The 25,601-nt window shown below is 34.3% G+C and carries 25 protein-coding genes; 9 read left to right on the top strand and 16 right to left on the bottom strand.

Features of this window, described 5'->3' with window-relative positions; all coding sequences use genetic code 11:
• Positions 1-7: 7 nt before the first annotated feature.
• On the bottom strand, positions 8-1,348 hold the full coding sequence (locus OZP10_RS08490; RefSeq protein WP_281634283.1) for an ankyrin repeat domain-containing protein: 1,341 nt from the start codon (positions 1,346-1,348) through the stop codon (positions 8-10).
• A 35-nt stretch (positions 1,349-1,383) separates the two neighbouring features.
• A complete protein-coding gene (locus OZP10_RS08485; RefSeq protein ID WP_281634282.1) occupies positions 1,384-2,565 on the bottom strand; it encodes an ankyrin repeat domain-containing protein in 1,182 nt (393 codons plus the stop codon).
• Positions 2,566-2,916: 351 nt separating this feature from the next.
• On the opposite strand from OZP10_RS08485, the gene OZP10_RS08480 reads away from it, so the two are divergent.
• The 6 genes from OZP10_RS08480 (at position 2,917) to OZP10_RS08455 (ending at position 9,689) form a co-directional block, all read left to right on the top strand.
• A complete protein-coding gene (locus tag OZP10_RS08480; protein ID WP_281634281.1) occupies positions 2,917-4,320 on the top strand; it encodes a PSP1 domain-containing protein in 1,404 nt (467 codons plus the stop codon).
• On the top strand, positions 4,304-4,783 hold the full coding sequence (locus tag OZP10_RS08475) for a gliding motility lipoprotein GldH (RefSeq protein ID WP_111377678.1): 480 nt from the start codon (positions 4,304-4,306) through the stop codon (positions 4,781-4,783). Before OZP10_RS08480 ends, OZP10_RS08475 begins: the two co-directional genes overlap by 17 nt.
• Positions 4,784-4,793: 10 nt before the next feature.
• Positions 4,794-7,100, top strand: a complete 2,307-nt coding sequence (locus OZP10_RS08470) for a penicillin-binding protein 1A (protein ID WP_281634280.1) — start codon at positions 4,794-4,796, stop codon at positions 7,098-7,100.
• A gap of 165 nt (positions 7,101-7,265) precedes the next feature.
• Positions 7,266-7,967 (top strand): CoA transferase subunit A, encoded by a 702-nt coding sequence (locus tag OZP10_RS08465; RefSeq protein WP_281634279.1) that lies wholly within the window; start codon positions 7,266-7,268, stop codon positions 7,965-7,967.
• 90 nt (positions 7,968-8,057) lie between these two features.
• The gene (gene bla / locus OZP10_RS08460) at positions 8,058-8,939 is read left to right on the top strand and encodes a class A beta-lactamase, subclass A2 (RefSeq protein ID WP_281634278.1); all 882 of its coding nucleotides are present in this window, start codon (positions 8,058-8,060) and stop codon (positions 8,937-8,939) included.
• A 93-nt stretch (positions 8,940-9,032) separates the two neighbouring features.
• The gene (locus OZP10_RS08455) at positions 9,033-9,689 is read left to right on the top strand and encodes a CoA transferase subunit B (protein ID WP_026727421.1); all 657 of its coding nucleotides are present in this window, start codon (positions 9,033-9,035) and stop codon (positions 9,687-9,689) included.
• Positions 9,690-9,938: 249 nt separating this feature from the next.
• On the opposite strand, the gene OZP10_RS08450 is transcribed toward OZP10_RS08455, so the two are convergent.
• Positions 9,939-10,466 carry a DUF6646 family protein gene (locus tag OZP10_RS08450; RefSeq protein WP_281634277.1) on the bottom strand — a complete coding sequence of 176 codons (528 nt, stop codon included), beginning with the start codon at positions 10,464-10,466 and terminating at the stop codon, positions 9,939-9,941.
• A gap of 48 nt (positions 10,467-10,514) precedes the next feature.
• Positions 10,515-11,249, bottom strand: coding sequence for a metallophosphoesterase family protein (locus tag OZP10_RS08445; RefSeq protein ID WP_281634276.1), 735 nt, complete (start codon positions 11,247-11,249; stop codon positions 10,515-10,517).
• A gap of 139 nt (positions 11,250-11,388) precedes the next feature.
• Here OZP10_RS08445 and dinB point away from each other — a divergent pair, with 139 nt between their 5' ends.
• On the top strand, positions 11,389-12,471 hold the full coding sequence (gene dinB / locus OZP10_RS08440) for a DNA polymerase IV (RefSeq protein ID WP_281634275.1): 1,083 nt from the start codon (positions 11,389-11,391) through the stop codon (positions 12,469-12,471).
• A 103-nt stretch (positions 12,472-12,574) separates the two neighbouring features.
• Entirely contained in the window at positions 12,575-13,075 is a 501-nt protein-coding gene (locus tag OZP10_RS08435) for a PAS domain-containing protein (protein ID WP_281634274.1), read from the top strand.
• Positions 13,076-13,221: 146 nt separating this feature from the next.
• Here OZP10_RS08435 and OZP10_RS08430 read toward each other — a convergent pair whose 3' ends face one another.
• The 7 genes from OZP10_RS08430 to OZP10_RS08400 all read right to left on the bottom strand — a co-directional run bounded on the left by OZP10_RS08430 (position 13,222) and on the right by OZP10_RS08400 (position 20,397).
• On the bottom strand, positions 13,222-14,826 hold the full coding sequence (locus OZP10_RS08430; protein ID WP_177211619.1) for a fumarate hydratase: 1,605 nt from the start codon (positions 14,824-14,826) through the stop codon (positions 13,222-13,224).
• 81 nt (positions 14,827-14,907) lie between these two features.
• The gene (locus tag OZP10_RS08425) at positions 14,908-15,648 is read right to left on the bottom strand and encodes a hypothetical protein (RefSeq protein ID WP_281634273.1); all 741 of its coding nucleotides are present in this window, start codon (positions 15,646-15,648) and stop codon (positions 14,908-14,910) included.
• Positions 15,649-15,669: 21 nt separating this feature from the next.
• On the bottom strand, positions 15,670-16,326 hold the full coding sequence (locus tag OZP10_RS08420; RefSeq protein ID WP_281634272.1) for a hypothetical protein: 657 nt from the start codon (positions 16,324-16,326) through the stop codon (positions 15,670-15,672).
• Between the two features lie 216 nt (positions 16,327-16,542).
• Entirely contained in the window at positions 16,543-17,982 is a 1,440-nt protein-coding gene (locus tag OZP10_RS08415; RefSeq protein ID WP_281634271.1) for a nucleoside recognition domain-containing protein, read from the bottom strand.
• Positions 17,983-18,090: 108 nt separating this feature from the next.
• On the bottom strand, positions 18,091-19,164 hold the full coding sequence (locus tag OZP10_RS08410; RefSeq protein ID WP_281634270.1) for a winged helix DNA-binding domain-containing protein: 1,074 nt from the start codon (positions 19,162-19,164) through the stop codon (positions 18,091-18,093).
• A gap of 64 nt (positions 19,165-19,228) precedes the next feature.
• Positions 19,229-19,942, bottom strand: coding sequence for a 3'-5' exonuclease (locus OZP10_RS08405; RefSeq protein WP_281634269.1), 714 nt, complete (start codon positions 19,940-19,942; stop codon positions 19,229-19,231).
• Positions 19,943-19,980: 38 nt separating this feature from the next.
• Positions 19,981-20,397, bottom strand: coding sequence for a carboxymuconolactone decarboxylase family protein (locus OZP10_RS08400; protein ID WP_281634268.1), 417 nt, complete (start codon positions 20,395-20,397; stop codon positions 19,981-19,983).
• A gap of 115 nt (positions 20,398-20,512) precedes the next feature.
• Here OZP10_RS08400 and OZP10_RS08395 point away from each other — a divergent pair, with 115 nt between their 5' ends.
• The gene (locus OZP10_RS08395) at positions 20,513-20,869 is read left to right on the top strand and encodes a winged helix-turn-helix transcriptional regulator (protein ID WP_281634267.1); all 357 of its coding nucleotides are present in this window, start codon (positions 20,513-20,515) and stop codon (positions 20,867-20,869) included.
• A 3-nt stretch (positions 20,870-20,872) separates the two neighbouring features.
• Here OZP10_RS08395 and OZP10_RS08390 read toward each other — a convergent pair whose 3' ends face one another.
• The 5 genes from OZP10_RS08390 to OZP10_RS08370 all read right to left on the bottom strand — a co-directional run bounded on the left by OZP10_RS08390 (position 20,873) and on the right by OZP10_RS08370 (position 25,591).
• On the bottom strand, positions 20,873-21,349 hold the full coding sequence (locus tag OZP10_RS08390) for a methylated-DNA--[protein]-cysteine S-methyltransferase (protein ID WP_281634266.1): 477 nt from the start codon (positions 21,347-21,349) through the stop codon (positions 20,873-20,875).
• Positions 21,350-21,440: 91 nt separating this feature from the next.
• The gene (locus OZP10_RS08385; RefSeq protein WP_281634265.1) at positions 21,441-23,321 is read right to left on the bottom strand and encodes a DUF2207 domain-containing protein; all 1,881 of its coding nucleotides are present in this window, start codon (positions 23,319-23,321) and stop codon (positions 21,441-21,443) included.
• 67 nt (positions 23,322-23,388) lie between these two features.
• On the bottom strand, positions 23,389-24,204 hold the full coding sequence (locus OZP10_RS08380; RefSeq protein WP_281634264.1) for an NAD-dependent epimerase/dehydratase family protein: 816 nt from the start codon (positions 24,202-24,204) through the stop codon (positions 23,389-23,391).
• A 96-nt stretch (positions 24,205-24,300) separates the two neighbouring features.
• Positions 24,301-24,693: an SRPBCC family protein gene (locus OZP10_RS08375; RefSeq protein WP_281634263.1), complete on the bottom strand. Its 393-nt coding sequence runs from the start codon at positions 24,691-24,693 to the stop codon at positions 24,301-24,303.
• Between the two features lie 28 nt (positions 24,694-24,721).
• On the bottom strand, positions 24,722-25,591 hold the full coding sequence (locus tag OZP10_RS08370) for a tetratricopeptide repeat protein (protein WP_281634262.1): 870 nt from the start codon (positions 25,589-25,591) through the stop codon (positions 24,722-24,724).
• Between the last annotated feature and the right edge of the window lie 10 nt (positions 25,592-25,601).

The following is a 25,601-nucleotide window of genomic DNA, read 5'->3' as shown; positions in this document are numbered from 1 at the left end:
TTATTGTTTATCCTTTTAATATTTTACTTTTCTCAGCGTCAAATTCTTCCGAAGTCAAAATTCCAGCATCTAGAAGTTCTTTTAAATCTAATAATGCCTTTTTCTTTGCTTCCATCGAATTTGAAGCTTCAGTTTTTGGTGCTTCTTGCGGAACATTTATGGAGGTTACAACAGTTCCAGACGGAGCGTATTTCAGAATTAGTTCTGTAATTTCATTAAAGCCTTTTACATTCGAGTAATCAATCGCTTTTTGTTCTTTTACGTTTACGATTGAAGCATCGGCTTTGTTGTCTAATAAATATTTTACAACATCTTTCTTACCATTAGCGGCACTGTAATGCAAAGGCGTATTTCCAGATTCGTCTTGAATGTTAATGTTTGCTCCAGCTTCAATAAGCAGTTTCACCATGCTTAAATTTCCTTTTTTGGTAGCTACGTGCAACAGGCTTTCACCTCCATAAGTATAAGAATCGTTAAGGGTAAAAGTAGATTCATTTGAAATATTTGTTGCGCTTACAATCCAATCCAAATAATCATTCATAGATGAAGTATCGCTGGCGACGGGCTTGCTATAGTTCACATCAACTCCGTTTTCTAAAAACAAGGCCACAATCTCCTTTTGATTATTCGCGCAAGCGTACCAAATAGGAGAATATCCATTATTGCTTGAAGTAAATACATCTGATCCTCTTTCAATCAATAATTTAGCTAACATTCTGTTGGTTTCGTAGCAAGCAATTAAAAGCGCATTTTCGCCAGAATGATTAGTGTGGTTTATCTCAGCGCCATTGTCCAAGAGCAAAGTCACCATCGGAATCGATTTGGTATAGCAAGCATAAATAAGTGGCGTATTTCCCTGTTTATCGGTTACGTTAATATCGGCTCCATTGTCTAAAAGCAGTTGGATAATTTCTCTGTTTAATTTTGTTGAAGCTAATATTAAAGGGGTTTCTCCATTGTTATTCAGTAGATTAACATCCGTTCCGGCTTGAAGCAACTTTGTTGCGATTTCGATTTGAGCCGTTTGAACGACTAAATGTAGGAGACTATTTCCGTATTTATCATTCTTTGTGATTTCTGCTCCATTTTCTAAAAGATAAAGTGCAGTTTGTTTCTGTTTTTGAAGACAGGCAAAGTACAAAGGCGTTTCTCCCTGATGATCTTCGTAGTTAATATCGGCACCTTCTTCGTGTAGAATTTTTACAATATCAAGATAACCGCGGTGCGCGGCATAATGAATTGCAGTTCTTCCTTTTTCATCAGTATATTTTACGTCTACTTCTTTGTTCTGAAGCAGCAATTCGGCTATTTTTCGGTTCCCATTTTCGCAGGCAACTATAAATGACATTGACATCTTTGAGTAATTTTAAGTAAATGATCGTTTTATTGTTTCATTAAAAGTTCGACTGTTTTAATTTTCAGATTATCGCCAGAAGCAAGCATTAAAGCAGTTTCGTCTTTGTCGTTTGTAATAGAAATATCTGCACCTTGATCTAATAACAGTTTTACTTTTCTATACGTTTCTTTTGCCATTTCTGCGTCGTAATTGACATTATAAGCGCATACTTTATGCAAAATGGTGTTTCCTTGATTGTCTTGTTCATTTATATCTAAAGAAACATTTTCTAAAACAGATTTTAAGATATCCGATTTCTTTTCGACAATAAAATCAATTCCTGATTTAGGCTGTCCGTAATATTGAGCGCAGAAATTTACATCGGCGCCATCAGACAATAATCGTTCTATGAATGAAATATCACTTGCAGAACCCGAAGCAGAACTGATAAAACTAGTAAATAGAGTTCGGCCGTCTTTATTTACAATATTAAAATTAGGAGAAGAAATTGAAGTTAAGGCATCATACATATCAAATGAAAACTGTTCAGCAACAGCATAATAAAAAGCAGTATTGTTGAGGTTGTCAGTTTCGTTTGGATCTGCTCCGTTTTCTAGTAAAAAAGGGATTAGTTCTTTTCTGTTTCTTTTTACGGCACATAAAAGTGGAGTAGTTCCAACGATATTTTTTTCGTTAATGTCAACTCCGCTATTTGTCAAAATGGCTATGTACTCTTTTACTTTTTCAGGATCTAGTCCGTAAACATTCAAAACAGCATGAATGAAATTTTCGTCTGCATTGTTCTTATACTGAGTGTTAGCCCCAAAATCATCAACTAAAACTTGAACTATTTTTGGCGAAACACCTTTTTCAAGAAAATAACCAAGAAGGGTTTTATCGCTTATTTCATCGTTGATGTTATCCATTTTCGACATAAATTCCTTGAAAAAAGCAATTGACTCTTCATCATCTTTTAAATATAAACTTAAAGATTTGAAAATAGATTGATCAAAACTGTCCAATTCGTAAATATCAGTTTCAATAAATCCGGCTTTTATTAATTTTTCTATAAAATCAATTTCTTTGGCATCAATGATTTTACCAGCAATCTGCGAAAAATTGTTTTTTAGATATTGTTCGTTAAATTTTTCTCCGTTATTTAGGCATTCTCTGGCCTCGTCAAATTTTCCCTGAAAAAGGAAATTTTCAATCTGGTTTTGTGTTTGCATTGTGATGAATTTTAAAATGAAAGATTAAGATTTGAAAGTGCCTAAAATTGGGCTTTTTCTAACCATGTTGTAAGATAAAACATAAAAATGGCAAATATATTTCAGGATGAAAAGTTAAATTACCATTTTAGGTCATAAAACTTACAGAATAAAGGTTTTTTTGAAGAATATTTTAAAAACAAGAAGAGAAGCCGAGTGTTTTGGTAGAAATTTACGTACAAAAAAACTCGTTTTTTTATTTAACAGGCCTTTAGTTTTTATGCATAAAAAGCAAAATAAAAAAAATACTATCTTTACCGATCAAACGTTTATGAACTTAAGCTGCATTCTGGCAGCACTACATATATAATTATGGCATGTACAAGTTGTTCAACCTCAGACGGTGGCGCACCAAAAGGTTGTAAAAATAATGGGACTTGCGGCACCGATAGCTGCAATAAATTGACGGTTTTTGACTGGCTTTCGAACATGAGTCCTTCTAATGGAGAGGCGATTTTTGATTGTGTTGAGGTTCGTTTTAAAAACGGACGCAAGGAATTTTTTAGAAATTCGGAGAGATTAACTTTAAGTATTGGCGACATCGTAGCAACTGTTGCATCGCCAGGACATGATATTGGAATTGTGACTCTTACAGGAGAATTGGTAAAGATTCAAATGAAGAAAAAAGGAGTGAATTACGAAAGTAATGATGTTCCGAAAATTTATAGAAAAGCATCTCAAAAAGATATTGATATCTGGTCTGTAGCGCGTGATCGTGAAGAGCCAATGAAAGTTCGTGCTCGCGAATTGGCAATTCAGCATAAATTGGAAATGAAAATTTCGGATATCGAATTTCAAGGAGACGGTTCTAAAGCGACTTTTTACTATACAGCAAATGATCGTGTCGATTTTAGAATGCTGATTAAAGATTTTGCGAAAGAATTCAGTACTAGAGTAGAGATGAAACAAGTTGGTTTCCGTCAGGAAGCGGCTCGTTTAGGTGGAGTTGGTTCTTGCGGACGTGAACTTTGCTGTTCTACTTGGTTAACAGATTTTAGAAGTGTAAATACATCGGCAGCTCGTTATCAGCAATTGTCATTGAATCCGCAGAAATTGGCGGGGCAATGCGGTAAATTAAAATGCTGTTTAAACTATGAGTTAGACACTTACATGGACGCGTTAAAAGATTTTCCTGATTATGATACAAAACTAGTAACAGAAAAAGGAGACGCTGTTTGCCAAAAACAAGATATTTTTAAAGGTTTAATGTGGTTTGCTTACACCAATAATTTCGCAAACTGGCATGTTTTAAAAATTGATCAGGTAAAAGAAATTATTGCTGAAAATAAACAGAAAAACAAAGTCTCATCTCTAGAAGATTTTGCTGTTGAGGTAGTTGCAGAACCAGAAAAAGATTTCAATAATGCAATGGGACAAGAGAGTTTGACTCGTTTTGACCAGCCAAAAAGAAAGAAAAAACCAAATCGCAAACGCAAGCAAAGTACGGAAACGGCTGGTGTTGCAACTCCGGTAAAACCACAGCAGGAGAAAAATACGAATAACAATGCTAAACCAGTAGGAAATAATAATCCAAACAACGCTGGAAATGCAAATAATGGCAATGCTGGGACTAAACCAAACAATCCAAATAAGCCAAATCATAAGAAAAAGCATAATTCGAATAAAAACAATCCGAATAAGCAAAATTCAAATGAAAATAAACCTGCTGAACCTAGGAAACCAATAACGAATACTAAAAATGAGAATAAAAAATAGCGGAATTCTTCTCTTGGCAGCAATACTTCTTTTTTCTTGTGATAAAAAAAGAGTATTTGATGAGTATAAATCTGTTGGAAGTGCTTGGCATAAAGACAGTATTATAAGCTTTGATTTGCCGGTTTTAGATTCTACAAAAAAATACAATGCCTTTGTAAACATAAGAGATAACAATAATTATCCGTTTAATAATTTGTTTTTGATTGTGGCTCTAGAAACCCCAAGCGGTTTCACAAAAGTAGATACGTTAGAATATCAAATGGCAGCGCCAGATGGGACTTTATTAGGAAATGGATTTTCTGATATAAAAGAAAGTAAACTCTTTTACAAGGAAGATGTAAAATTTACAGGAAAATATAAAGTTCATATCAAACAAGCTGTTAGACAATCAGGTAAAATTCCTGGAGTTGAAGCTTTACAAGGAATTACAGACGTTGGTTTTAGAATAGAACAAAAAGATTAGAAAAATAGTTATGGCTGCTAAAAAAAACAATCCATCAAATAAAACTAAGGATATTAATTATTACAAGAAGAAATTCTGGAGGGTATTTGCTTACTCTTTATTAGGAGTTTTAGCTTTCTTCTTATTTGCCTCATGGGGTTTATTTGGCTCTATGCCTTCGTTTGAAGATTTAGAAAATCCAGATTCAAACCTTGCAACAGAGATTATTTCTTCTGACGGAGTAGTGTTGGGTAAATATTTCAAAACCAACAGATCTCAACTTAAATATTCAGATTTACCTAAAAATCTGGTTGAAGCGCTTGTTGCTACTGAAGATGCACGTTTCTACGAACATTCAGGAATTGACGGACGCGGAACGTTAAGAGCCGTTTTTAGTTTAGGAACAAACGGAGGTGCAAGTACATTGACACAACAGCTTGCAAAACAGTTGTTTCATGGAGAAGGATCTAAATTTCTTCCTTTCAGGATTGTACAAAAAATAAAAGAATGGATTATCGCTATTCGTTTGGAAAGGCAATATACCAAGAATGAAATTTTGGCGATGTATTGCAATGTTTACGACTTCGGAAATTATTCTGTTGGAGTAAGTTCTGCTGCACAGACTTATTTTTCTAAAGAGCCAAAAGACTTGACTGTTGACGAATCGGCTATTTTGGTTGGAATGTTCAAAAACTCAGGTTTATACAATCCCGTTAGAAATCCAGAAGGAGTAAAAAACCGTCGTAATGTGGTTTTATCTCAAATGGCAAAAGCAAAAATGATTTCAGAAGCCGAAAAAGAAAGGCTTCAAGCTTTGCCAATTACTTTGAAATTTAAACTAGAAAGCCACCGTGAAGGTATAGCGACTTATTTTAGAGAATATCTTCGTGATTACATGAAGAAATGGGTTGCAGAAAATAAAAAACCAGACGGATCGGATTACGATATTTACAAAGACGGACTTAAAATATATACTACGATAGATTCTAGAATGCAAACTTATGCAGAAGAAGCTGTTGCAGCACACATGCAAAACCTTCAACAGCAGTTTTTTATTGATCAAAAAAACAATAAAAATGCTCCTTTCGTAAATATTACTCAAGCTGAGACAGATAGAATCATGATGCAGGCGATGAAAAATTCTGTACGCTGGGCGCAAATGAAAGAAATGGATAAAAGCGAAGATGATATTATTGCTTCATTCAAAGTAAAAACAAAAATGCGTGTCTTTACTTGGAAAGGAGAAAAAGATACAGTAATGACGCCATTAGATTCTATTCGTTACTACAAGCACTTTTTACAATCTGGTTTAATGTCGATGGAACCTCAAACGGGAGCAATTAAAGCTTGGGTTGGAGGTATCAATTATAAATATTTCCAATACGATCACGTTGGGCAAGGAGCAAGACAGGTTGGTTCTACTTTTAAACCTTTCGTTTATGCAACGGCAATTGAAGAACTTAATATGTCGCCTTGCGATTCAATTCTTGACGGACCGTTTATGATTCATAAAGGGCGTCACCACGTAACAGAAGATTGGGAGCCAAGAAACTCTGATTACAAATACCGCGGAATGGTGACTTTAAAGCAAGCTTTGGCGGCTTCTATTAATACAGTTTCGGCTAAATTAATTGACAGAACAAGCCCAGAAGCAGTTGTAGAATTGACGAAGAAATTAGGAGTTAAAACAGAAATTCCCGTACAGCCATCTATTGCTTTAGGAGCTGTAGATATCACCGTTGAAGATATGGTTGCGGCGTATAGCACATTTGCAAACCAGGGAGTTTATGTAAAGCCACAGTTTTTAAGCAGAATTGAGAACAAAAGCGGTGAGGTTATTTATGAACCAATTCCAGAGTCTCACGACGTTTTAAATAAAGATATCGCTTTTGCAGTAATCAAATTGCTTCAAGGTGTTACCGAAAGCGGTTCTGGTGTGCGTTTACGTACGCAAGGCGGTGGAAGCGGAGATAACCGTTGGACAGGATATCCATATATGTTTACAAACCCAATTGCAGGTAAAACAGGAACAACACAGAATCAGTCTGATGGCTGGTTTATGGGAATGGTTCCGAACTTAGTTACTGGAGTTTGGGTTGGATGCGAAGATCGTTCAGCACGTTTCAAAAGTTTAACTTACGGACAAGGAGCAACAGCAGCTTTACCAGTTTGGGGTTATTATATGAAAAAGTGTTATGCGGATAAAGATCTTCAGATTTCAAAAGCTGAATTTGAACGTCCGGCAAATCTTTCTATTAAAGTAGATTGCTATCAAAGACCTGCTGTTGTAAAAGATACCACACAGACTGAACAAAATACTGACGAGTTTGAATTGTAACAATGTTGCAATAAAGCTTATCTGATTATATCTCAATCCCTTTACGACTCTTTTAGAAGATGAGTAAAGGGATTTTTATTTTGGTTTTATTTTTACGAAATCGTTATAATTTAATCTAAAAATCTTATTTTTATCAAAAATATTCAGCAATAAAGATAGTTTGTTATGATAACAAAAAAAGTAAATAGTGTTCAGGAAGCTATTGAAGGAATTAAAAACGGCATGACCATCATGTTTGGTGGTTTCGGATTATGCGGTATTCCTGAAAATACAATTGCAGCGTTGGTAAACACAACAATTTCAGATTTAACCTGTATTTCAAATAATGCGGGAGTTGATGATTTTGGTTTAGGATTATTGCTGCAGAAAAAGCAAATCAAAAAAATGATTTCTTCTTATGTGGGAGAAAATGCAGAATTCGAACGTCAGATGCTTTCGGGAGAATTAGAAGTTGAATTAACTCCACAAGGAACTCTTGCAGAACGCTGTCGTGCAGCTCAGGCAGGAATACCTGCCTTCTATACTCCAGCAGGCTACGGAACGGAAGTAGCAGAAGGAAAAGAAGCTCGTGAATTCAACGGAAAAATGCATATTATGGAAGAAGCTTTCAAAGCCGATTTTGCCATCGTGAAAGCATGGAAAGGTGATGAAGCAGGAAATCTGATTTTCAAAGGAACAGCCAGAAACTTCAATGCTTGTATGGCTGGAGCTGGAAAAATTACAATTGTAGAAGTAGAAGAATTGGTTCCAGTTGGAACTTTAGATCCAAATCAGATTCATATTCCGGGAATCATGGTACAGCGTATCTTTCAGGGAGAAAAATTTGAGAAACGAATCGAACAACGAACTGTAAGAGCTAGAAATTAGATAATTAGAAAATGAGGCAATTAGATAATTAATTCAGGCTGTGTATGGAATTATCTTATTATCAAATAGACTAATGACACATTAAAAAATATGGCAAAACTTTCTATACTGCTAATTTCGTTTTTAACTTTTCAAGCTTTTTCTCAGACAACGTCTGATCTTCGAAAAGAACTAAATCAAATTATTGGAAATAAGAATGCAACAGTTGGAATTTCTATTAAAAGTATTGAAGATAACGACACTTTAAGCATTAACGGACATTTAAAAATGCCGATGATGAGTGTGTTTAAATTTCATATTGCTTTGGCGGTTTTGCATAAAGTTGATGAAGGAAAACTTAATCTTGCTCAGGAAATCTTTATAAAAAAGAAAGATTTAAAAGAAGATACATGGAGTCCGATGAAAGTAGATTATCCAGAGGGAAATGTGAATTTGACTTTAGATAAAATACTTCGCTACACGGTTTCGCATAGTGATAATAACGGATGCGATATTTTGATCAATTTAGTCGGATGTACAAAGTACATTCAAAAGTTTATAAATGAGCAAGGTATCAAGGACTTCGTTATTAAGATGAACGAAGACCAAATGAAGACATGGAAAAATCTTTATGTAAATACCACAACTCCGATAGCAACAACAGAATTGCTTGAGAAGTTTTTTAAAGGCGAAGTTTTAAAAGAAGAAACAACAAAGTATTTGTATCAAATAATGGTTGAAACTTCACGAGGTCTTACTTGGATGAAAGCTGGACTTCCTGAGGGAACTGAACTGGCACACAGAACTGGAATTTCTGGAACTAATGATAATAACCTGAGAGTAGCAATGAATGACATTGGAATTGTAAAGCTTCCAAACGGAAAACATTTCATTCTGTCAGTTTATTTAAAAGATATTACAGAGAAAAGAGAGGACACAGAAAAAATAATTGCAGACATCGCAAAAGCAGTTTGGAATTATTTTAATAATTGAGATAATTAGACAATGTGCCAATTAGATAATTAATTTAAAATGCAGATAGCATTATCTAATTGGCAAATTCACAAATTGACACATTAAAAAATTATGGCACTTAGTAAAGAAGATATAGCAAAACGAATTGCTAAAGAAGTAAAAGACCGATACTTCGTTAATTTAGGAATTGGAATTCCGACATTAGTAGCGAATTATGTTCGAGAAGATATTGCGGTAGAATTTCAAAGTGAAAATGGAGTTCTCGGAATGGGACCTTTTCCGTTTGAAGGAGAGGAAGATGCCGATATTATCAATGCAGGAAAACAAACCATTACAACGCTTCCTGGAGCAAGTTTTTTTGATTCGGCTTTCAGTTTTGGAATGATCAGAAGCCAGAAAGTAGATTTGACGATTCTTGGAGCAATGGAAGTTTCTGAAAACGGAGATATTGCCAATTGGAAGATTCCAGGTAAAATGGTAAAAGGAATGGGAGGCGCAATGGATTTGGTAGCTTCCGCTGAAAATATCATCGTTGCCATGATGCACGTAAATAAAGCAGGAGAGTCCAAAATCTTAAAAAGATGCACTTTGCCATTAACGGGCGTAGGATGCGTTAAAAAGGTTGTAACTGAGCTTGCGGTTCTCGAAGTGACTGAAAAAGGTTTTAAGCTCTTAGAACGAGCGCCAGGCGTATCAGTCGAGCACATCATCGCTTCAACCGAAGCCGATTTGATTATTGAAGGTGAAATTCCTGAGATGTCGATTTAGATTTTAACCGCAAAGTGCGCTAAGATTTACGCAAGGCACGCAAAAGTATTATGAAATGTTTTAATCTCGCAAAGGCGCAGAGGCGCAAAGATAATTTTATAAAATCTTTATAGAAAAAAAACAAAAAACCGCTCATTTGAGCGGTTTTTTGTTTTTTATACTTTGCGCCTCTGCGCCTTTGCGAGATTAGAAAAAACCTTGCGTGCCTTGCGTAAATCTTAGCGCACTTTGCGGTTAATTTCCTAAGTATTATAAATTAAATGAAGCTCCTAAACTAAAAGTAGTTTGATTATTCAAATGATAGAAAGGATCATTGTTTGAACCATATTTTGCAATTGGGAATCCGATTTCTGTGAAAACACCAAATCCGTCTGTGAAGAAATAACGACCTCCAACATGACCACCAAAATTATGTAAACCTAGACTTAATCCAGGGTAAACGTCTAATTCTTTTATGCCAATTACACTAGATAAGTTAGCATTGATTCTTGCTTTTGCATCAAAACGATCTGAGAAATCTGGTTCAGCATCATAATAAGCACTTGAACTACCGTGGTAGAAACCATTAAAATTATCAAATCCTAGGATATAGTTAGCAACAAAACCAAAAGAGAAATTTTCTCCTAAACCAAAATCAACAGAACCTTGAATTCCAGAACCACCATCTTGTAAATTAGCTCCTACGTTTACTTTAATATCTCCCTTTCCTTTGAAAGCTTCTTGAGCATTAACAAATCCGAATGTCACTAAAAACAAAAGTGTAATAACCTTTTTCATAAAAATTTAATATTAATTATTGTGGCGCAAATGTAATTTTTAAATAAATTAATTCCTACCTTTTTCGTTAAAATAGAGTTCGTTCAACGGTTCACTTTGCCAGTATTCCTTAGTATCGACATCTAAAATCGTAAGCGGACCTCTAAATGCTGCACCTGTATCTACATTCCAAACACAAGCTCTATTTACAGGAACCGTTTCGCCGATTCGGGTAACTGGGGTATGACCAATATAAACTTCCTTATAAACGGTAAATCTTTTAGGATAGTGTATGTCGTCTACGTTTAATTTTGGGTCTAATGACAAAGCTGTTTCCCAAAGAGTTCTGTCCCAATAAAATAGCTTTGAAAAATATTCCCATTTTACGCCATTTAAATTGGTGAATCCAGCATGAACAAATAATCGATTTTGATCGTCAAGATAATAATCCTGAAGATTTTCAAGAAATTCGATATGGGTTTTCTTTTTCTCTTCAGAAATTTTAGCGTAGCCTTCAACAGTAGCTTTTCCGCCATGTTTGTACCACATTTCTTCGTCAAAATCATCGTGTCTTTCTTCCAACCAGTCTAATGCAAGCTGGTCATGGTTTCCTCTTATGCAGATGATATTTTGTTTGCTTTTTAAATCAATCAAATAGTCGATTACTTCAACAGACTGACTCCAGCCGTCAACATAATCGCCCAAAAAAATTAGAGTATCTTCAGTAGTAACTTCGGCTCTTTGTAATACTTGTTCTAGTGCAAGTAATCCGCCATGAATGTCACCTATAACAAATGTTCGCATTATTTAATTTTTCGAGTAGAAGAACAAAAATAGAAAGAATAATTGGTTTGCACTCAACGAATTTATATTCTTTAAAGATTGGTATTATTTATAACTATTTGAAGCGCTTTTTTATTGCTTTCCTTTTTAAATTTGTAGCATGTCTGAAACACCAACATATCGTAAAATAATTCATATTGATATGGATGCTTTTTATGCATCGGTAGAGCAGATGGACAATCCCGAATTAAGAGGAAAACCCGTTGCAGTTGGCGGTTCAGAGAATCGCGGTGTGGTTTCGGCAGCAAGTTATGAAGCTAGAAAATTTGGTGTAAGAAGTGCTCTTAGCGGCGCTTTAGCCAAAAAATACTGTCCAGAAATTATCTTTGTTCGACCAAGATTTGACCGCTACAAAGAGATTTCATCAAAAATCCATAAAATTTTCCATGAATATACCGATTTGGTTGAGCCTCTTTCGCTAGACGAAGCTTATTTGGATGTCACTAAAAACAAAAAAGGAAATCCAAGTGCAAGTCTTCTCGCACAGGAAATTAGAGCAAGAATTTTTAATGAAGTGGGACTAACCGCATCTGCAGGTATTTCAGTCAATAAATTTGTTGCCAAAATTGCGAGTGATTATAATAAACCAAACGGGCAAAAAACGGTTAACCCTGATGAAGTAGAAGCTTTTTTGGAAGATTTGCCCATTCGCAAATTTTATGGAGTAGGGAAAGTTACGACAGAAAAAATGTATCAGCTCGGGATTTTTACAGGAACCGATTTGAAAAGCAAATCTTTAGAGTTTTTAGAGAAACATTTCGGAAAATCAGGAGCATTTTATTACCATGTCGTGAGAGGTATTCACAATAGTGAAGTGAAATCTTCTCGAATTGCTAAATCTGTAGCTGCAGAACATACTTTTGATGTGAACTTGTCTTCCGAAATTTTTATGATGGAGCAATTAGAACGGATTGCAGGTTCGTTAGAAAAACGTTTAAAAAGACATAATGTTTCTGGAAAAACAATTACACTCAAGATTAAATACAGCGATTTTTCGCAACAGACAAGAAGTAAAACCCTGCCTTATTTTATTTCTGATAAAAGTTTGATTATGGAAAATGTCGAAGAATTATTGTATCAGGAAAAAATGAAAGATTCGGTAAGATTGCTTGGAATTTCATTGAGTAACTTGAATACAGAAGTGAAGAAAGCAGTTGTAGTCCAATTAAAATTTACATTTTGATAATGCTTTTTAATGCTATATTAAGATTTAGGTCTTTTAATAACAAGATTTTTCTTGTATCTTTGAGAAAAAAGATCCATCAACATCCTGAATTAATTTTGATATGAAAAATAAAAATTCTGATGATTCACTGCAGCGAAATTCAGTCCCAATCCTATCTTGGGATTTTCATTACGAGTATCTAAATGAGTTAAAAGGGCTAAGCGCTGATTTGAAAAGAATGAGCAAAATTTCAGATGAATTTATCTGGGATGAAAAAAAGCTGAATATCCAGGAAAGAATCAAAAATGAAGTAGTTTTAGTAACAGATTTGGATCTAAGAATAGTTTTCGCGTCAAGCGGAATAAAAAGAATGACAGGTTACAAAGAAGAAGAAATCTTAGGGAAAACTCCAAAAATGTTTCAAGGGCCAGCAACCTCGCAAAAAGACTTAAAAGATATTAGAGAAGCGGTAAAAAAGCAGATTCCGTTTGCAAAAACACTCGAAAATTATAGAAAAAACGGACAGACTTATAAATGTAAAATAGATGCTTCGCCAGTTTATAACTTGAAAGGCGAAATATCTCATTTTATAGCTTTTGAAAAACAGGATTTAAGTGCGTGATGAATTTAAACCGCAAAGAGCGCAAGGATTTACGCAAGGCACGCTATAGATTAAAAACAAAAACCGCCAAAAAAGGCGGTTTTTGTTTTTATATAATTCTTTGCGAACTTTGCGTAAATCCTTGCGCTCTTTGCGGTTAAGAAAAATTACAAGTTTGCAAAGAAATCATTTCCTTTATCGTCGGTAATAATGAACGCAGGGAAATCTTTAACTGTAATTTTACGAACAGCTTCCATTCCTAATTCTTCAAAATCAACAACTTCAACTTTTAAAATGTTGTCTTGAGCTAGAATAGCAGCAGGGCCTCCGATTGAACCTAAATAGAATCCGCCGTATTTGTTGCAAGCATCAGTAACTTGTTTAGTACGGTTTCCTTTTGCAAGCATAATCATACTTCCGCCATTTTTCTGGAATTCATCCACATAAACGTCCATACGTCCTGCGGTTGTTGGTCCGAAACTTCCAGAAGCCATTCCGTCTGGAGTTTTTGCTGGGCCAGCATAATACACTGGGTGATTTTTGAAATAGTCAGGCATTGGTTTTCCAGCGTCTAACAATTCTTTGATTTTTGCGTGAGCGATATCTCTAGCAACAATTACGGTTCCGTTTAGTTTTAAACGAGTTTTAACAGGATATTGAGACAATTTAGCCAAAATATCTGCCATTGGCTGATCTAAATCAATTTCTACAGGAGCTTCCAAGTGTGGAGCTGTTTCTGGTAAAAACTGTTTCGGATTTGTTTCCAATTGCTCAACAAAGATTCCGTCTTTAGTGATTTTTCCTTTAATGTTTCTGTCGGCAGAACAAGAAACGCCTAATCCAACTGGGCAAGAAGCCGCGTGTCGTGGCAAACGAATAACACGTACGTCATGAGTGAAATATTTTCCTCCAAATTGAGCACCGATTGCACTTTCCTGACAGATTTTCTGAACTCTTTCTTCCCATTCAAGATCACGGAAAGCTTGACCAGCCATGTTTCCTGAAGTTGGAAGATTGTCGTAATATCCAGCAGAAGCTTTTTTAACAGCACTTAAGTTAGCTTCGGCAGATGTTCCGCCAATTACCAAAGCTAAATGGTACGGAGGACAAGCAGAAGTTCCTAAATCTTTGATCTTTGTACGAATGAATTCGTCCATCGATTTTTCATTCAATAAAGATTTTGTCTGCTGGTATAAATAAGTTTTGTTTGCAGATCCTCCGCCTTTTGCCATAAACAAAAAGTCGTAAGAAGTTCCTTTTTTAGCATAAATATCAATTTGTGCCGGAAGATTTGAACCAGAATTCTTTTCTTCAAACATCGAAATCGGAACAATCTGAGAATAACGTAAATTTCTTTTTTGGTAAGTATTGAAAATACCGCGGCTTAACCATTCTGCATCATCAACACCTGTAAAAATACTTTCACCTTTTTTTGCCATTACGATCGCTGTTCCAGTATCCTGGCAGCTTGGTAACTGACCTTCGGCAGCTACAGATGCGTTTTGAAGTAAATTGTAAGCTACAAATCGGTCATTGTCCGTTGCTTCTGGATCGTCTAGAATTTTTCTCAATTTTTGCAAATGAGAAGTTCTCAACATAAACGAAACATCGGTCAAAGCTTCTTCAGCCAATAACTCCAAACCTTTTGGGTCAACGGTTAAAACTTCGCGTTCTCCAAATTTTTCAACTTTCACAAAATCAGAAGTGATTTTGCGGTACTGCGTATCGTCCTTTAAGATCGGATAAGGATCTTGGTATATAAAATCAATCATTAGTTTTGTTTTTTTACAAATTTAGAAATTATTTACCTAAGAAAGAATTTGAATAAGGACTCATTTGACAGTTTCATGATTTTATTCGACGCTATTGAATTGATCAAACGTCATCTTTTTTTCAAAGTAAGGTTTGTCTTTAGCAGAAAGTAAAACTTTTTTCCACTTGCTGTCCTTTAGTTCAAAAGATATTGAGTCTGAGTGTGAAAGGATTCCCATGTCTACGTTCTCATCTTCGTCAGCAGGTACAAACGCAACAGTCTTGCAATAAAAGGATTTTGGGTCAGAATTGGTGGAAGGATTTTCAATTTCTACCCAGCTTCCCCAGCCGCTATCAGTCATTGTGCTCCATTGGTGCACTAATTGTAATGCCTTGTTTTTTAGGTAATATAAATAGTGGTCATGAGAATAACCGCATGCAGGATATCCGAGTGAGATTTGTATAAATGGAGAATTTTTTGAACTTTCAGATGTCAATCCGTACGAAGCCATCCATTCTGATCCTTTCTGAAAACCTTTGATCGCGATTTTTGAAGATGCAGTTTTATTTTTATTCTGATAAAAATCCAATCGATATTTTACAGTAACAATACTGTCCTTATCTGCCTGCTGATCTACTAAATGCGCTAAAACATAATCTGTAGAAGATTCTGTTCCGTCAGTGTAAATAGACACAGTGTCGGTTTTGATGATTTTTTCATCGTTTGTCACCTCTAAAGTTTCTTGAGGCTCAATGATTTCTGCAACTGATGTGGTATCTGTTGGTTTTGTTTTTTGGCATCCTATTAAAACAAGCAGGAAAAAAAGAGTGTGGATTTTCATAATTATAATTCAAATATGATTTTATTCAACAGATAGAACTAAAAGTTTCTTTTTTTGATAAAGTTCTGCTAATGAGATTTTTTCTCCGTTAAGATAAAAAAGCTGGTCTTCGTATTTTACTTCATATGGATCAATCAAAAAGCAATAATTATCGCGATCATTTAAAACGCTAAGATTGTCGTTATTCAATTCCACTATTTCAACATAATTTATTATATTAAGTTTGTAGGCTTCTTCTAAAGTGACAGGAGTGGTCTCATCATATCTGAAAAAGAATTTTTCGCCACCTCCAGGCATTCCAAACCACGGCATAGCTTTTCCTGAAACTAACGAAATATAATCTGGCACTTCATTGATAATAAACAATTTCTGTTCCATAGTTTCAAAAAACTCTGGAAGAGATTTGTTTTCAAATGCTTCTTTCTCTCTCCAAAAGTATAATCCTTGATTTTGCCAAGAAGGATCCTGAGGATCTTTTATTGTAGTGGAATCAGAATAGTGCATAAATAATTCGCGAGGCATTAAGGCAAGAAGCGAGTCATTAATGAGCCAGTCTATTTTGTTCGTATCGAATTTATTTTGCGCGACAGGTATTTCTGTAGGTTTTGGCTCTTTGGCGCATTCGATTTTTTCGGGACTCTTAGAGTCCTTTTTTTTACTTAAAAACCATTTAAACATATTTGGGGGAATATTTAATTGTTTTATTTATGTTAGAAGGCTAAAGTATAAAATTATAAGAGGTTTTTTATAAAAAATGAAAAAATAATGTAGGATAATGCGCCTAATTCATACAGGTAACTTATATAAAAACTTTAAAACAACAAGCTTTATTTGTTGTTTTAAAGAGATTTACGAAAAATAAGAAGTAACTAATTTAATTGTTTTTAGCTTCTTTTAGAAAAACCAAGTTGCCACAAAAATAGCTGTAATAACGCAGACCAAATCGACCAAAAGCATTGTGCCTAGCGCGTAACGAGTGTTTTTAATGTTTACAGAACCAAAATAAACGGCAATAACATAAAATGTGCTTTCGGCACTGCATTGGAAAATACTGCTCAATCTAGCGGTTAAAGAATCGGCTCCAAATGTATTCATAGAATCAATTAAGAAGCCTCTAGAACCTGCAGAACTAAACGGACGAAGCATCGCAACAGGAAGTGCATTTGTAATTTCTTTGCTTACACCTAGATTTGAGAAAACAAATCCGATTGCATCACTGATGATTTCAAATAAACCACTGTTTCTGAATAATGATATTGCAACTAGCATCCCTAAAACGTAAGGAAAAATAGTAACTCCCGTTTTCACTCCGTTATTGGCGCCTACGACAAAAGTGTCAAAAACTGTCGTGTCTGCTTCTCTGAATTTTTTCTCATGTCTGAAAGAAAAAATCAGCGTAAATACTATGATGGCAAGTAAAATTAATCCAGAAAGATTAGAGGTAAAATAGTTTTTTCCAATTAAATCCAAATGATTTACATACATCAGCAATCCAACAATTGCTGCAATTAATCCCATTAAACCAATTAAAAGAGAAGCGCTTTTGAAATTAATTTTCTGTTTGACTCCGACAATTAAAAAAGCCGCAATAGTTCCAATAAATGAAGTGATAATACAAGGCAGCATTACGTCGGCAGGATTACTTGCATTTGCAGCAGCGCGATATCCGATAATTGAAGTTGCAATTAAAGTTAATCCAGAAGCATGAAGACACATAAACATGATTTGTGCATCGCTGGCTTTATCTTTTTCAGGGTTTATTTCCTGTAAACTTTCCATGGCTTTCAATCCGAATGGTGTTGCAGCAGAATCTAATCCCAAGAAATTGGCAGCGAAGTTTAAGGTCATGTACGATATCGAAGGATGGTTTTTAGGAATACTTGGAAATACCTTTACAAATACTGGACTTAAAGCTTTTGCCAGGTTTCCAGAAGCTCCAGAAACGATTAGAAGTTCCATTAATCCGCAGAAAAAAGCTAAATAGGCAATAAGTGGCAAAATTAAATCGACTAAAGTGCTTTTACAAGTTGGCAATAAACCATCAGATTTTTGAAGTCCGCTATAAATTTTTACGGTTTTGTTTTTGTAAACATAAGTCGTGTCAGCATTTAGCGTATCACGATTGATAATCATCGTCTGATCTGGCGCTTTTTTTATGCTGTCTTTTAAGAAAGCAGGAAGCTCTTCGATGTATTTTTCAGAAACTAAAACAGGATCGTCTTTTTTTCCATTTAAAACAGAATCAATGGTATAAGTATTGGCAGTAAATAAACTGACTACAATAAAAAGAATCGAAGAAATAAAAATAACTAACCAAAATCTGCTCAATACCATAATTACATTTTTTTGTAAATGTAATTATTTAGCAATAAAATGCATAAATATTTTGTTTAATGAGGACTGAATTTGGCTTTTGATGTAGCCCAATGAAGTGAAATAAAATTATTCAATCACAATTTTGGTTTCCAAATAGGTTTCAAAGGCTTTAATTCCTTCAAACAAAATCTCTTTTTTCGAACTTTCAGTTTCATTAAAGAATTCCGTTTCAATTTTTACGTGATCTTTTTTAATGGTTCGTTTCCAGATTCCAATTACTTTTCCATTTTCTAAAATGATGGGTTTAAAAATGCCATTATTGGTAAAAGTTTTAGATTGATGATCTCCAGTAAATGAAGCTTCGCGCGTTTTGTATGAAATTAAAATCTCATCAAATGCGGGCAAAAAATGTACGCTTTCGCGAAAGATATTCTCCTGATTATACTTTTTTCCGAACCAATATATCTGATTATCAATGGTGCTAGAATTCAATTGCAACTCTATTGCGTTAATTGCATTTTTGCAAAAAGTCGGCGCGAAACCTGACCACCACGAAAAATCGAGCAATGTTGCCGGACCATGACTTTCAAAATAACGTAGAGCGAGTTTGGCCAAACTTTCTTCTTTGCTCAATTTGGTTTTAGGCTTTTCTACGCGCTCTTCAAGTAAAGCATACGTAATTTGTTTGCCTTTCATTCTTCCGTTGCATACCAAACCATCCAGTTCGGCATGCATCATAATGGCAGCGCTTAAAAAATCTTCTTTAGAAGTTCTTTTAATATCAAGTTCCAGCATGATTTCATCTCGAGTCAAATGATTATTTCCTGATAACAGCTTTTGAATTTTATTATTGATTTTATCTAATTTCTTCAAATCATAATCAAATTTTTTAGCGGCAGAAATAGTAAATCTTTGTACCTGTGGAGCAGAAAGATCAAGCATCCAATAAATATCATCAGCAGAAACAAAATGCCAAGTTGGACGCAGAATATGAGTTCTGATTATTTTTCCTGAATTAACGGCTTCTTCAATTTCTTTTTCCGAGGAATTGCAACGTGAACCAATTGCCCATTTTGCCATAGCATAATCCTGAGCCTGCATAGCACCAAAATGCTGCACAATTTCTTGAGGAGAACATTGATTTTCTTGATAAAGCTTCTGAGAAGCCATACGATAATGTGAAATTTCGGAATGAATCATTTTAAACCATATAAGTTATATAAGTTCATGCAAAAGGCTCTCAGAGCCCTAGTATCTAAAGAAGTTATACATGAATTATTTCATCATCAATTAGCAAATCTTCTCGACGCAAACGCAAGAAAATCTGAGCTACGGCTATTGTGTCTTTTTCGCAATAGGTAATGATTCGGTCAATATCTTTTTCGACATAATAGACATGAGCAACCTGACTTCCGTCAATGTCTCCTTTAGGAGAAGGAACTCCTAAGATTTTAGTCAATAATTTTAAAGAAGTATAATGTTTATAATCGCCAAACTTCCATAATTCTAAAGTATCTAAATGCGGAACTTCCCAAGGCTTTTTACCAAATAAATTCAGTTTATCTGGAATTGGCATTTGGTTGATAATCATTCTTCGGGCAATAAACGGAATGTCAAATTCTTTGGAATTATGTCCACACAGCAAATGCTGAGGCTGATTAAAATGATTGTTAATCAGATTCGAAAAGTCTTTTAGGATTTTCTTTTCTTCGCCAAAAAACGAAGTCACTCTAAAATTGCGAACATCTCCCTTGATGATAAAAAAGCCAACAGAAATACAGATTATCTTTCCGAATTCGGCCCAGATCCCAGCACGGTCGTAAAATTCTTCTGGAGAATACTCGTCTTTTCGCTGGTATTGCGTTTTCAAATCCCAAAGTGACTGCATTTCCGCGTCAAGCGAATTGAAGTTTTCTTCTTCGGGAACGGTTTCTATATCGAGAAATAAAATGTTATTGAGGTTTATTTTTTCAATCATATTTATGCGAACATTATTGTGCGTATAAAGTTACATATTTAATGATTATCCCCTAATGTAATTCGTAAACGATTTAAAGTATTCATAATTGAAATGCTGGCTGTTAAATCAACTAATTCTTTTTCCGTAAAGACTATTTCTAATTTCTTTTTACAGGTAGATAAATCGGTTTCCATTTTCGTAATTACCTCTGCCCATTCCAAAGCCAATTTTTGTTTCTCATCAAAAACATCAGAAAGTTTCCATCCCGATAATTTATCAAGTACGTTTTGTTCAATTCCAAATTGTCTTAACTCGTTAGAATGGAAACTGCAACAATAAGCACATCCATTTAATTGGGAAACTCTCAGGTCTGTAAGTGCGAGAAGCTTAATATCTATTTCTGATTTTCTAACACTTGAGTGAGCTTTGTATAAATGTCCAATTGTTTCTTGCGAAATTTTAATGTAATCCATAATGTGATCTAATTTTTTTGCAAATTTACATCAGAAAAAACCTTAAATTTTAATACTCACTTTTATGTAGTATACTCACTTTTTTGAAAGTATATCATAATCAAATCTTTGAATCATGCCGGAATTTTTTTACGACAATAAATTATATTATACTCCAATTGAATTTGCATTAAATCATATTGGAGGAACATGGAAAATGCCAATTTTGTGGAGACTTCACAAAAACGTTCTCAGATATGGAGAGTTGAAAAAGGATATTCCACACATAACTGATAAAATGCTTGCAAGCCAGTTAAAAGAATTAGAAGTGAAAGGCTTGATTGGGAGAAAAGTATACCCTGTTGTGCCTTCAAAGGTAGAATACTCCATTACTGAAAAGGGAATGAAAGCAATTCCTGTTATTGAAACAATTATGAATTATGGTTACGAACTAGTGAAAGAAGCGGGTATCGAATTTCCTCCTAAAAAATAAAAACTAAAACAAACTCTGCTGTAAAGACGGGCTTTCATGTTCTAAAAGCCATTTTTTACGGGATAAACCTCCAGCATATCCAGTTAAAGATCCGTTTGTGCCGATAACGCGATGACAAGGAACCACAATCCAAAGCGGATTTTTGCCATTTGCCGAAGCTACAGCGCGAATTGCTTTTATATCTCCGAGTTTTTTGGTCTGATCCATATAGCTTACCGTTTTTCCGTATGGAATTTCAAGAAGCGATTTCCAGACTTTCTGCTGAAATTCGGTTCCTTGCGGATTCAGTTTTAAGTCAAAATCAGTTCTTTTGCCTTCAAAGTATTCATTTAACTGCGAAACGACTTCTTGTAATACTTCTGGAATTTCTTTAGAAACTTCATTGGTTCCAACATCAGAAACAGAAATTACGGCAATACCATTTTCATCTCCAATTATTTTGGTGATTCCTAAAGGAGAGTTGATGAAAACTGTTTCCATAATTTTTAACCGCAAAAGGGCAATAGTTTATCGCGAAGTTCGCAAAGTTTTTTTTAATCAATAAATTATATAAGTTAAATATACGAGGATTTTACCAGCCACCGCCGCCTCCGCCTCCGCCTCCTCCACCAGAGCTTCCTCCACCAGAACTTCCGCTGCTGGATGAGGTCGAATAAGTAGTGTAAGAGGTTCTAAAACTCATGAAAAATGCTGGAGAAGAAACATAGTTGCTACTATTCGTTTTGATCCAATTATTGGTATAATTTAATTTTTTTAAAATATCAATAAATTTCAAATTCCATTCATCTTCAATTCCTAATGCAAAGGCATAAGGCAGGTTTTCTTCATAAACGCTAATTGCAGAACTTTCTTCTGGGTTATACTCTAATAGATACTCTTTTAGCTTTTCGATTTCAGCTTTTGTTTCAACTCCAAGTTCTGTATACGCGCCTATTAGACTTAAATAGATGCTAAATCCGATAATTATTAAAAAGAGTACTAGCAAAGTTAGGACTGAATAACTTTTGTCAACATTACTTGCAAGATACCAGCCAACAGAAAAAATGCCTGTAAATAGCGATAAGAAAAGACAAAAAGCAGTTGATTTATAATCTTTTTTAATAAATGTTTGTACTGCGCCTTTGAGTAATAAGTAAGTAAACACGAGCATTGTAAATCCGAAAATTACGGCCCAATATATAGTTCCTTTTGAATATTGGCAATAACCCAATAAAGCACCAATTGTAATTACAAAGCCCAATAAGATTTGATTAGAATTGCTAGAATGATAATCTTTTAAATTATATTGCTGTTTTAAAGGTTTTTCGAGTGCCTCTTTTGCTTTAGTGAATATCTTATACGTTTCTTTATCCAATTCGAAAGAATCTTTTTCGCTAAATAAAGTATTTAGAACTGCATTTTCTTCTTTAGACAAACCTTCTATTTTATTTCCAATCTTAAGCGAATATTTAAAATCATCTGCCCAAGTTTCTTTTCCATTATCTGAAATTACAAGAGCGCCTTTTAATGAAAGATTGATTATAGTAACTAAAAGTGTTTGAGAATTAACACTTTGATCTGTTATATAATTCAACGAAGTAGGCGAGTAGCGGTTTTTTAAATCAATAATTCTGCTTTCGCTTTTTAACTTCGGATCTTTGCCAAATCTCTTCCATGAAAAATAATAAAATGCAAAGCACGCGAGAACAACAGCGATTGCAAATAATATTTTGTCGGCTTCTAAGAATTCCTCCATTTTATAATGCGGCCTGAAAAAAGGCTGATCGACAATTCCTTTAGGAAAACCAGCGGCAATGGTAAAACCTTCTTCTTTTTTTAGATTTTTAGAAGTAAAGAAAATAGAGTTTCCTGATATTTTTGAATTGCATTCTTGTGCTTTTGAGCCAAAAACACCAGTATAGCAAGCTGTCTGGAATGCTTTTGCAGATTTGGGTAGAGTTATTTTTGCAGTGACATTCTCTATTTCAAAATCCCAATAATTACCTGTAACGTTCCAGTAAACTTCATCAAAGTCATTATAAGAGTGTATTTGGGCTTCTACTTCATAAGTTAATTTATAAGTGTGATTTCCTTCTGCAATAGAAAATTTTTTGTCGCCAATATAAATCTCGAACTTATCAAATCCATCAATTACATGATACGGTTCTTGTAAACCGTTTCGGGTAACATTTAAGACAGTGTAATAATTGTTTTTAGAGACTTTTGGAGAATTACTCTTCATTGGAAGCTCTCTAAATATACCGTGGTCTATTTTTATGCCTTTAGCATATACTTTAATAGTTTCGGTCACAATTAGATTTCCATTTTCCTTAACAACAATATCAGTGTGAAATTGTTTTATTTTTTCGGGATTTTCATTTTCAACAGAAGAAAATGTTTCGTCTTGAGCATAACTTTGAAAGAATGAAAGCAGTAAAATGCTGAGTGAAAACAGAAACCTGAATTTTTTCATTTGGAAAAACAGTTATTTTTTATGAAGGAAAAATAGTGTTTTTATTTAAATCTGTGGTTCGAAAATTTTAATATTCTTCTAAGTTAAATTTATAGTTTAAAAAGGTTTCCACCTTTTTACTCAAAATAACCTTTTTAATATTTGATTTTTCGGAACCAAATATTGGTTCTGGCAAATTCATTTCGATCGCTTTTTGAGTGTAGTATTCCTCTCTCGTTGGGTGAAAGGGCGCAACAGCATTAAAAACCTCATTCCAGTTAGATTGGTTTATGATTTCTTCAATAATACCAATGCAATCACTTTGATGAATTAGGTTAACGGGAGCATCTGGATTTTCAATGTTTTCTTTTCCAGCTAAAAACTTAATAGGATGACGATCTTCGCCAATTAATCCGCCAAAACGTAGAATTGAGGTTTCAAAGTTTTGATTTTCAAGAAGGAGATTTTCGGCTAAAAGCAATTGTTTACCGCTTTCTGTCTCCGGATTGGGATTGGTTTCTTCGGTTACAAGACCATTATCATCACCATAAACAGAGGTTGAACTTACAAAAAGTACTTTTTTAACCGTTGATTTTTCTATAAAAGGAATTAGATTCTTGATTTTTTCTACAAATGCTTTCTTCTCAGAACTTGGATCGGCAGCTCTTAGTTTTGGTGGAATATCTATAATTAAGATTTCGCTTTCTGCTAAGAAAGTATCGATGTTTTCGGAAATTCCGTCACTTTCAACACTCACTAAAAACGAATTTATTCCTGCATCTTTTAAAATTGAAAGTTTGTTTTCTGAAGTTGTTGATCCGTTTATTGAAATTCCTTTTTTTAGTAATGCTTTCGCTAAAGGAAATCCCAGCCAGCCGCAGCCAAGTATGCTAATTTTTGTCATTTTTTTGAGATTCAAAGGAACAAAGTTACAGAGTCAGAAAGGTTTTTTGACTATGAATCAAATAAAAAGAGCAGATTAACAAATCTGCTCTATTATTTAAGATTCTATTACGGCTTTTAAGGCCTGTAGAATTGGATTTTCTTCTCCTTGCGGTTTCTCCTGAACTGCTCCGGGACGATTATCTTCCTGAATTATTTCGAGTTTTGTTTTCTGATTTTCTTCAGATAAAACATAATTCATTATGAAATAATTCTCGGGTTTATCTTCCAATCCAGGTCTTGGGAAAAACAAAGAATATTTTATTTTTTGATTTGAAACAACTTCTAAAACAGTTCCCCATTGCTCAAAAACTTGGCCTTCCCATTCATTTCTAAAGCGTATTTCATTGCCGATTTTCCAATCTGTAATTAAATCACTTCCATACTGCCATTGCTTGACTAATTCCGGCTGTGTTAGTGCGTTCCATACTTTTTCAACTGGGGCATTCAAAACGATTTTAGAAATATTTGTGCCATATTTATTCTATTTTAATGTTGTTTTTCTCAGCAATTTTTTTGAATAAAGCTTCCTTATTTTCTGATTTCATTTTCTGGTAAAGAGCACCAATAAGCTGTTCAGAATCTTTTGCATATTCTGAATTTTCATTGGTGTAGATTATATGGGCCAAAAAAAGATTATCCAATGCTTTTTCATCATCTTTCATCATGAAATAGTTTTTTCCAGCACCAAAATAGCCTTCAGCATTGTTGGGATGGTATTGAATTAGTTTTTCATAATAACTTATGGCCGTTTTATAATCAGATTTAAAAGTATACACAACACCAATGTTCATTAATGCAAAATTTCCTTCGGGATAAACTTCAAGCGATTTCTTATAATATTTAATTGCATTATCATAATCGTTCAATTGTCTGTAGGAAACTGCTATGTCATCAAGTGCAAGAACAAAGTTTGGGTCTTCTTTTAAAGCCAGTTGAAAGCTTTCAATAGCCATTTTGTAATTGTTCTGTCGCATAAAATCTTTTGCGATGACATAAGAATTCTGTGCATTTTTGTTTTTTGATTCGCTATAAAAAACATTGTCTTTGTTTTCAATTAATTCAGGCATCAAGTTTGGACATTTCTTTGAAATTACAGCTTGAACTTTCAGAACCATATTTTGAATTCCATCAACGGTATTTATAGATTCTCTGACTTTTGGATCTTTGTCTGTTAAAATTAACTCACCCATTGGGTTTGTTAAACATTCTCTGAAAACATCTTCTGTAATTTTTGAACTTTTCTCTAAACACTCACATGCTTTTGCAGCGATTTTTTCTTCTACAGTTTGTGCATTCAATGCTAAAAAGTTGCTAAAAGTCAAAAATAACAAGAAGTTTTTCTTCATTTTAAATGAT

The sequence above is a fragment of the Flavobacterium luteolum genome, assembly GCF_027111275.1.
GTDB lineage: Bacteria > Bacteroidota > Bacteroidia > Flavobacteriales > Flavobacteriaceae > Flavobacterium > Flavobacterium luteolum.
Note: the sequence above shows the minus strand (reverse complement) of the source record. Positions and strands in the feature narration are given on the sequence as shown.

Excerpts from the sequence above, each read along its gene's own strand:
- dinB (WP_281634275.1), top strand. The coding sequence starts at position 11,389 with ATGTCTGAAACACCAACATATCGTAAAATAATTCATATTGATATGGAT.
- OZP10_RS08430 (WP_177211619.1), bottom strand. The coding sequence starts at position 14,826 with ATGATTGATTTTATATACCAAGATCCTTATCCGATCTTAAAGGACGAT.
- OZP10_RS08425 (WP_281634273.1), bottom strand. The coding sequence starts at position 15,648 with ATGAAAATCCACACTCTTTTTTTCCTGCTTGTTTTAATAGGATGCCAA.
- OZP10_RS08400 (WP_281634268.1), bottom strand. The coding sequence starts at position 20,397 with ATGGATTACATTAAAATTTCGCAAGAAACAATTGGACATTTATACAAA.
- OZP10_RS08480 (WP_281634281.1), top strand. The coding sequence starts at position 2,917 with ATGGCATGTACAAGTTGTTCAACCTCAGACGGTGGCGCACCAAAAGGT.
- OZP10_RS08420 (WP_281634272.1), bottom strand. The coding sequence starts at position 16,326 with ATGTTTAAATGGTTTTTAAGTAAAAAAAAGGACTCTAAGAGTCCCGAA.
- OZP10_RS08405 (WP_281634269.1), bottom strand. The coding sequence starts at position 19,942 with ATGATTGAAAAAATAAACCTCAATAACATTTTATTTCTCGATATAGAA.
- OZP10_RS08415 (WP_281634271.1), bottom strand. The coding sequence starts at position 17,982 with ATGGTATTGAGCAGATTTTGGTTAGTTATTTTTATTTCTTCGATTCTT.
- OZP10_RS08385 (WP_281634265.1), bottom strand. The coding sequence starts at position 23,321 with ATGAAAAAATTCAGGTTTCTGTTTTCACTCAGCATTTTACTGCTTTCA.
- OZP10_RS08475 (WP_111377678.1), top strand. The coding sequence starts at position 4,304 with ATGAGAATAAAAAATAGCGGAATTCTTCTCTTGGCAGCAATACTTCTT.
- OZP10_RS08490 (WP_281634283.1), bottom strand. The coding sequence starts at position 1,348 with ATGTCATTTATAGTTGCCTGCGAAAATGGGAACCGAAAAATAGCCGAA.
- OZP10_RS08455 (WP_026727421.1), top strand. The coding sequence starts at position 9,033 with ATGGCACTTAGTAAAGAAGATATAGCAAAACGAATTGCTAAAGAAGTA.
- bla (WP_281634278.1), top strand. The coding sequence starts at position 8,058 with ATGGCAAAACTTTCTATACTGCTAATTTCGTTTTTAACTTTTCAAGCT.
- OZP10_RS08445 (WP_281634276.1), bottom strand. The coding sequence starts at position 11,249 with ATGCGAACATTTGTTATAGGTGACATTCATGGCGGATTACTTGCACTA.
- OZP10_RS08410 (WP_281634270.1), bottom strand. The coding sequence starts at position 19,164 with ATGATTCATTCCGAAATTTCACATTATCGTATGGCTTCTCAGAAGCTT.
- OZP10_RS08370 (WP_281634262.1), bottom strand. The coding sequence starts at position 25,591 with ATGAAGAAAAACTTCTTGTTATTTTTGACTTTTAGCAACTTTTTAGCA.
- OZP10_RS08450 (WP_281634277.1), bottom strand. The coding sequence starts at position 10,466 with ATGAAAAAGGTTATTACACTTTTGTTTTTAGTGACATTCGGATTTGTT.
- OZP10_RS08435 (WP_281634274.1), top strand. The coding sequence starts at position 12,575 with ATGAAAAATAAAAATTCTGATGATTCACTGCAGCGAAATTCAGTCCCA.
- OZP10_RS08485 (WP_281634282.1), bottom strand. The coding sequence starts at position 2,565 with ATGCAAACACAAAACCAGATTGAAAATTTCCTTTTTCAGGGAAAATTT.
- OZP10_RS08380 (WP_281634264.1), bottom strand. The coding sequence starts at position 24,204 with ATGACAAAAATTAGCATACTTGGCTGCGGCTGGCTGGGATTTCCTTTA.
- OZP10_RS08470 (WP_281634280.1), top strand. The coding sequence starts at position 4,794 with ATGGCTGCTAAAAAAAACAATCCATCAAATAAAACTAAGGATATTAAT.
- OZP10_RS08465 (WP_281634279.1), top strand. The coding sequence starts at position 7,266 with ATGATAACAAAAAAAGTAAATAGTGTTCAGGAAGCTATTGAAGGAATT.
- OZP10_RS08395 (WP_281634267.1), top strand. The coding sequence starts at position 20,513 with ATGCCGGAATTTTTTTACGACAATAAATTATATTATACTCCAATTGAA.
- OZP10_RS08390 (WP_281634266.1), bottom strand. The coding sequence starts at position 21,349 with ATGGAAACAGTTTTCATCAACTCTCCTTTAGGAATCACCAAAATAATT.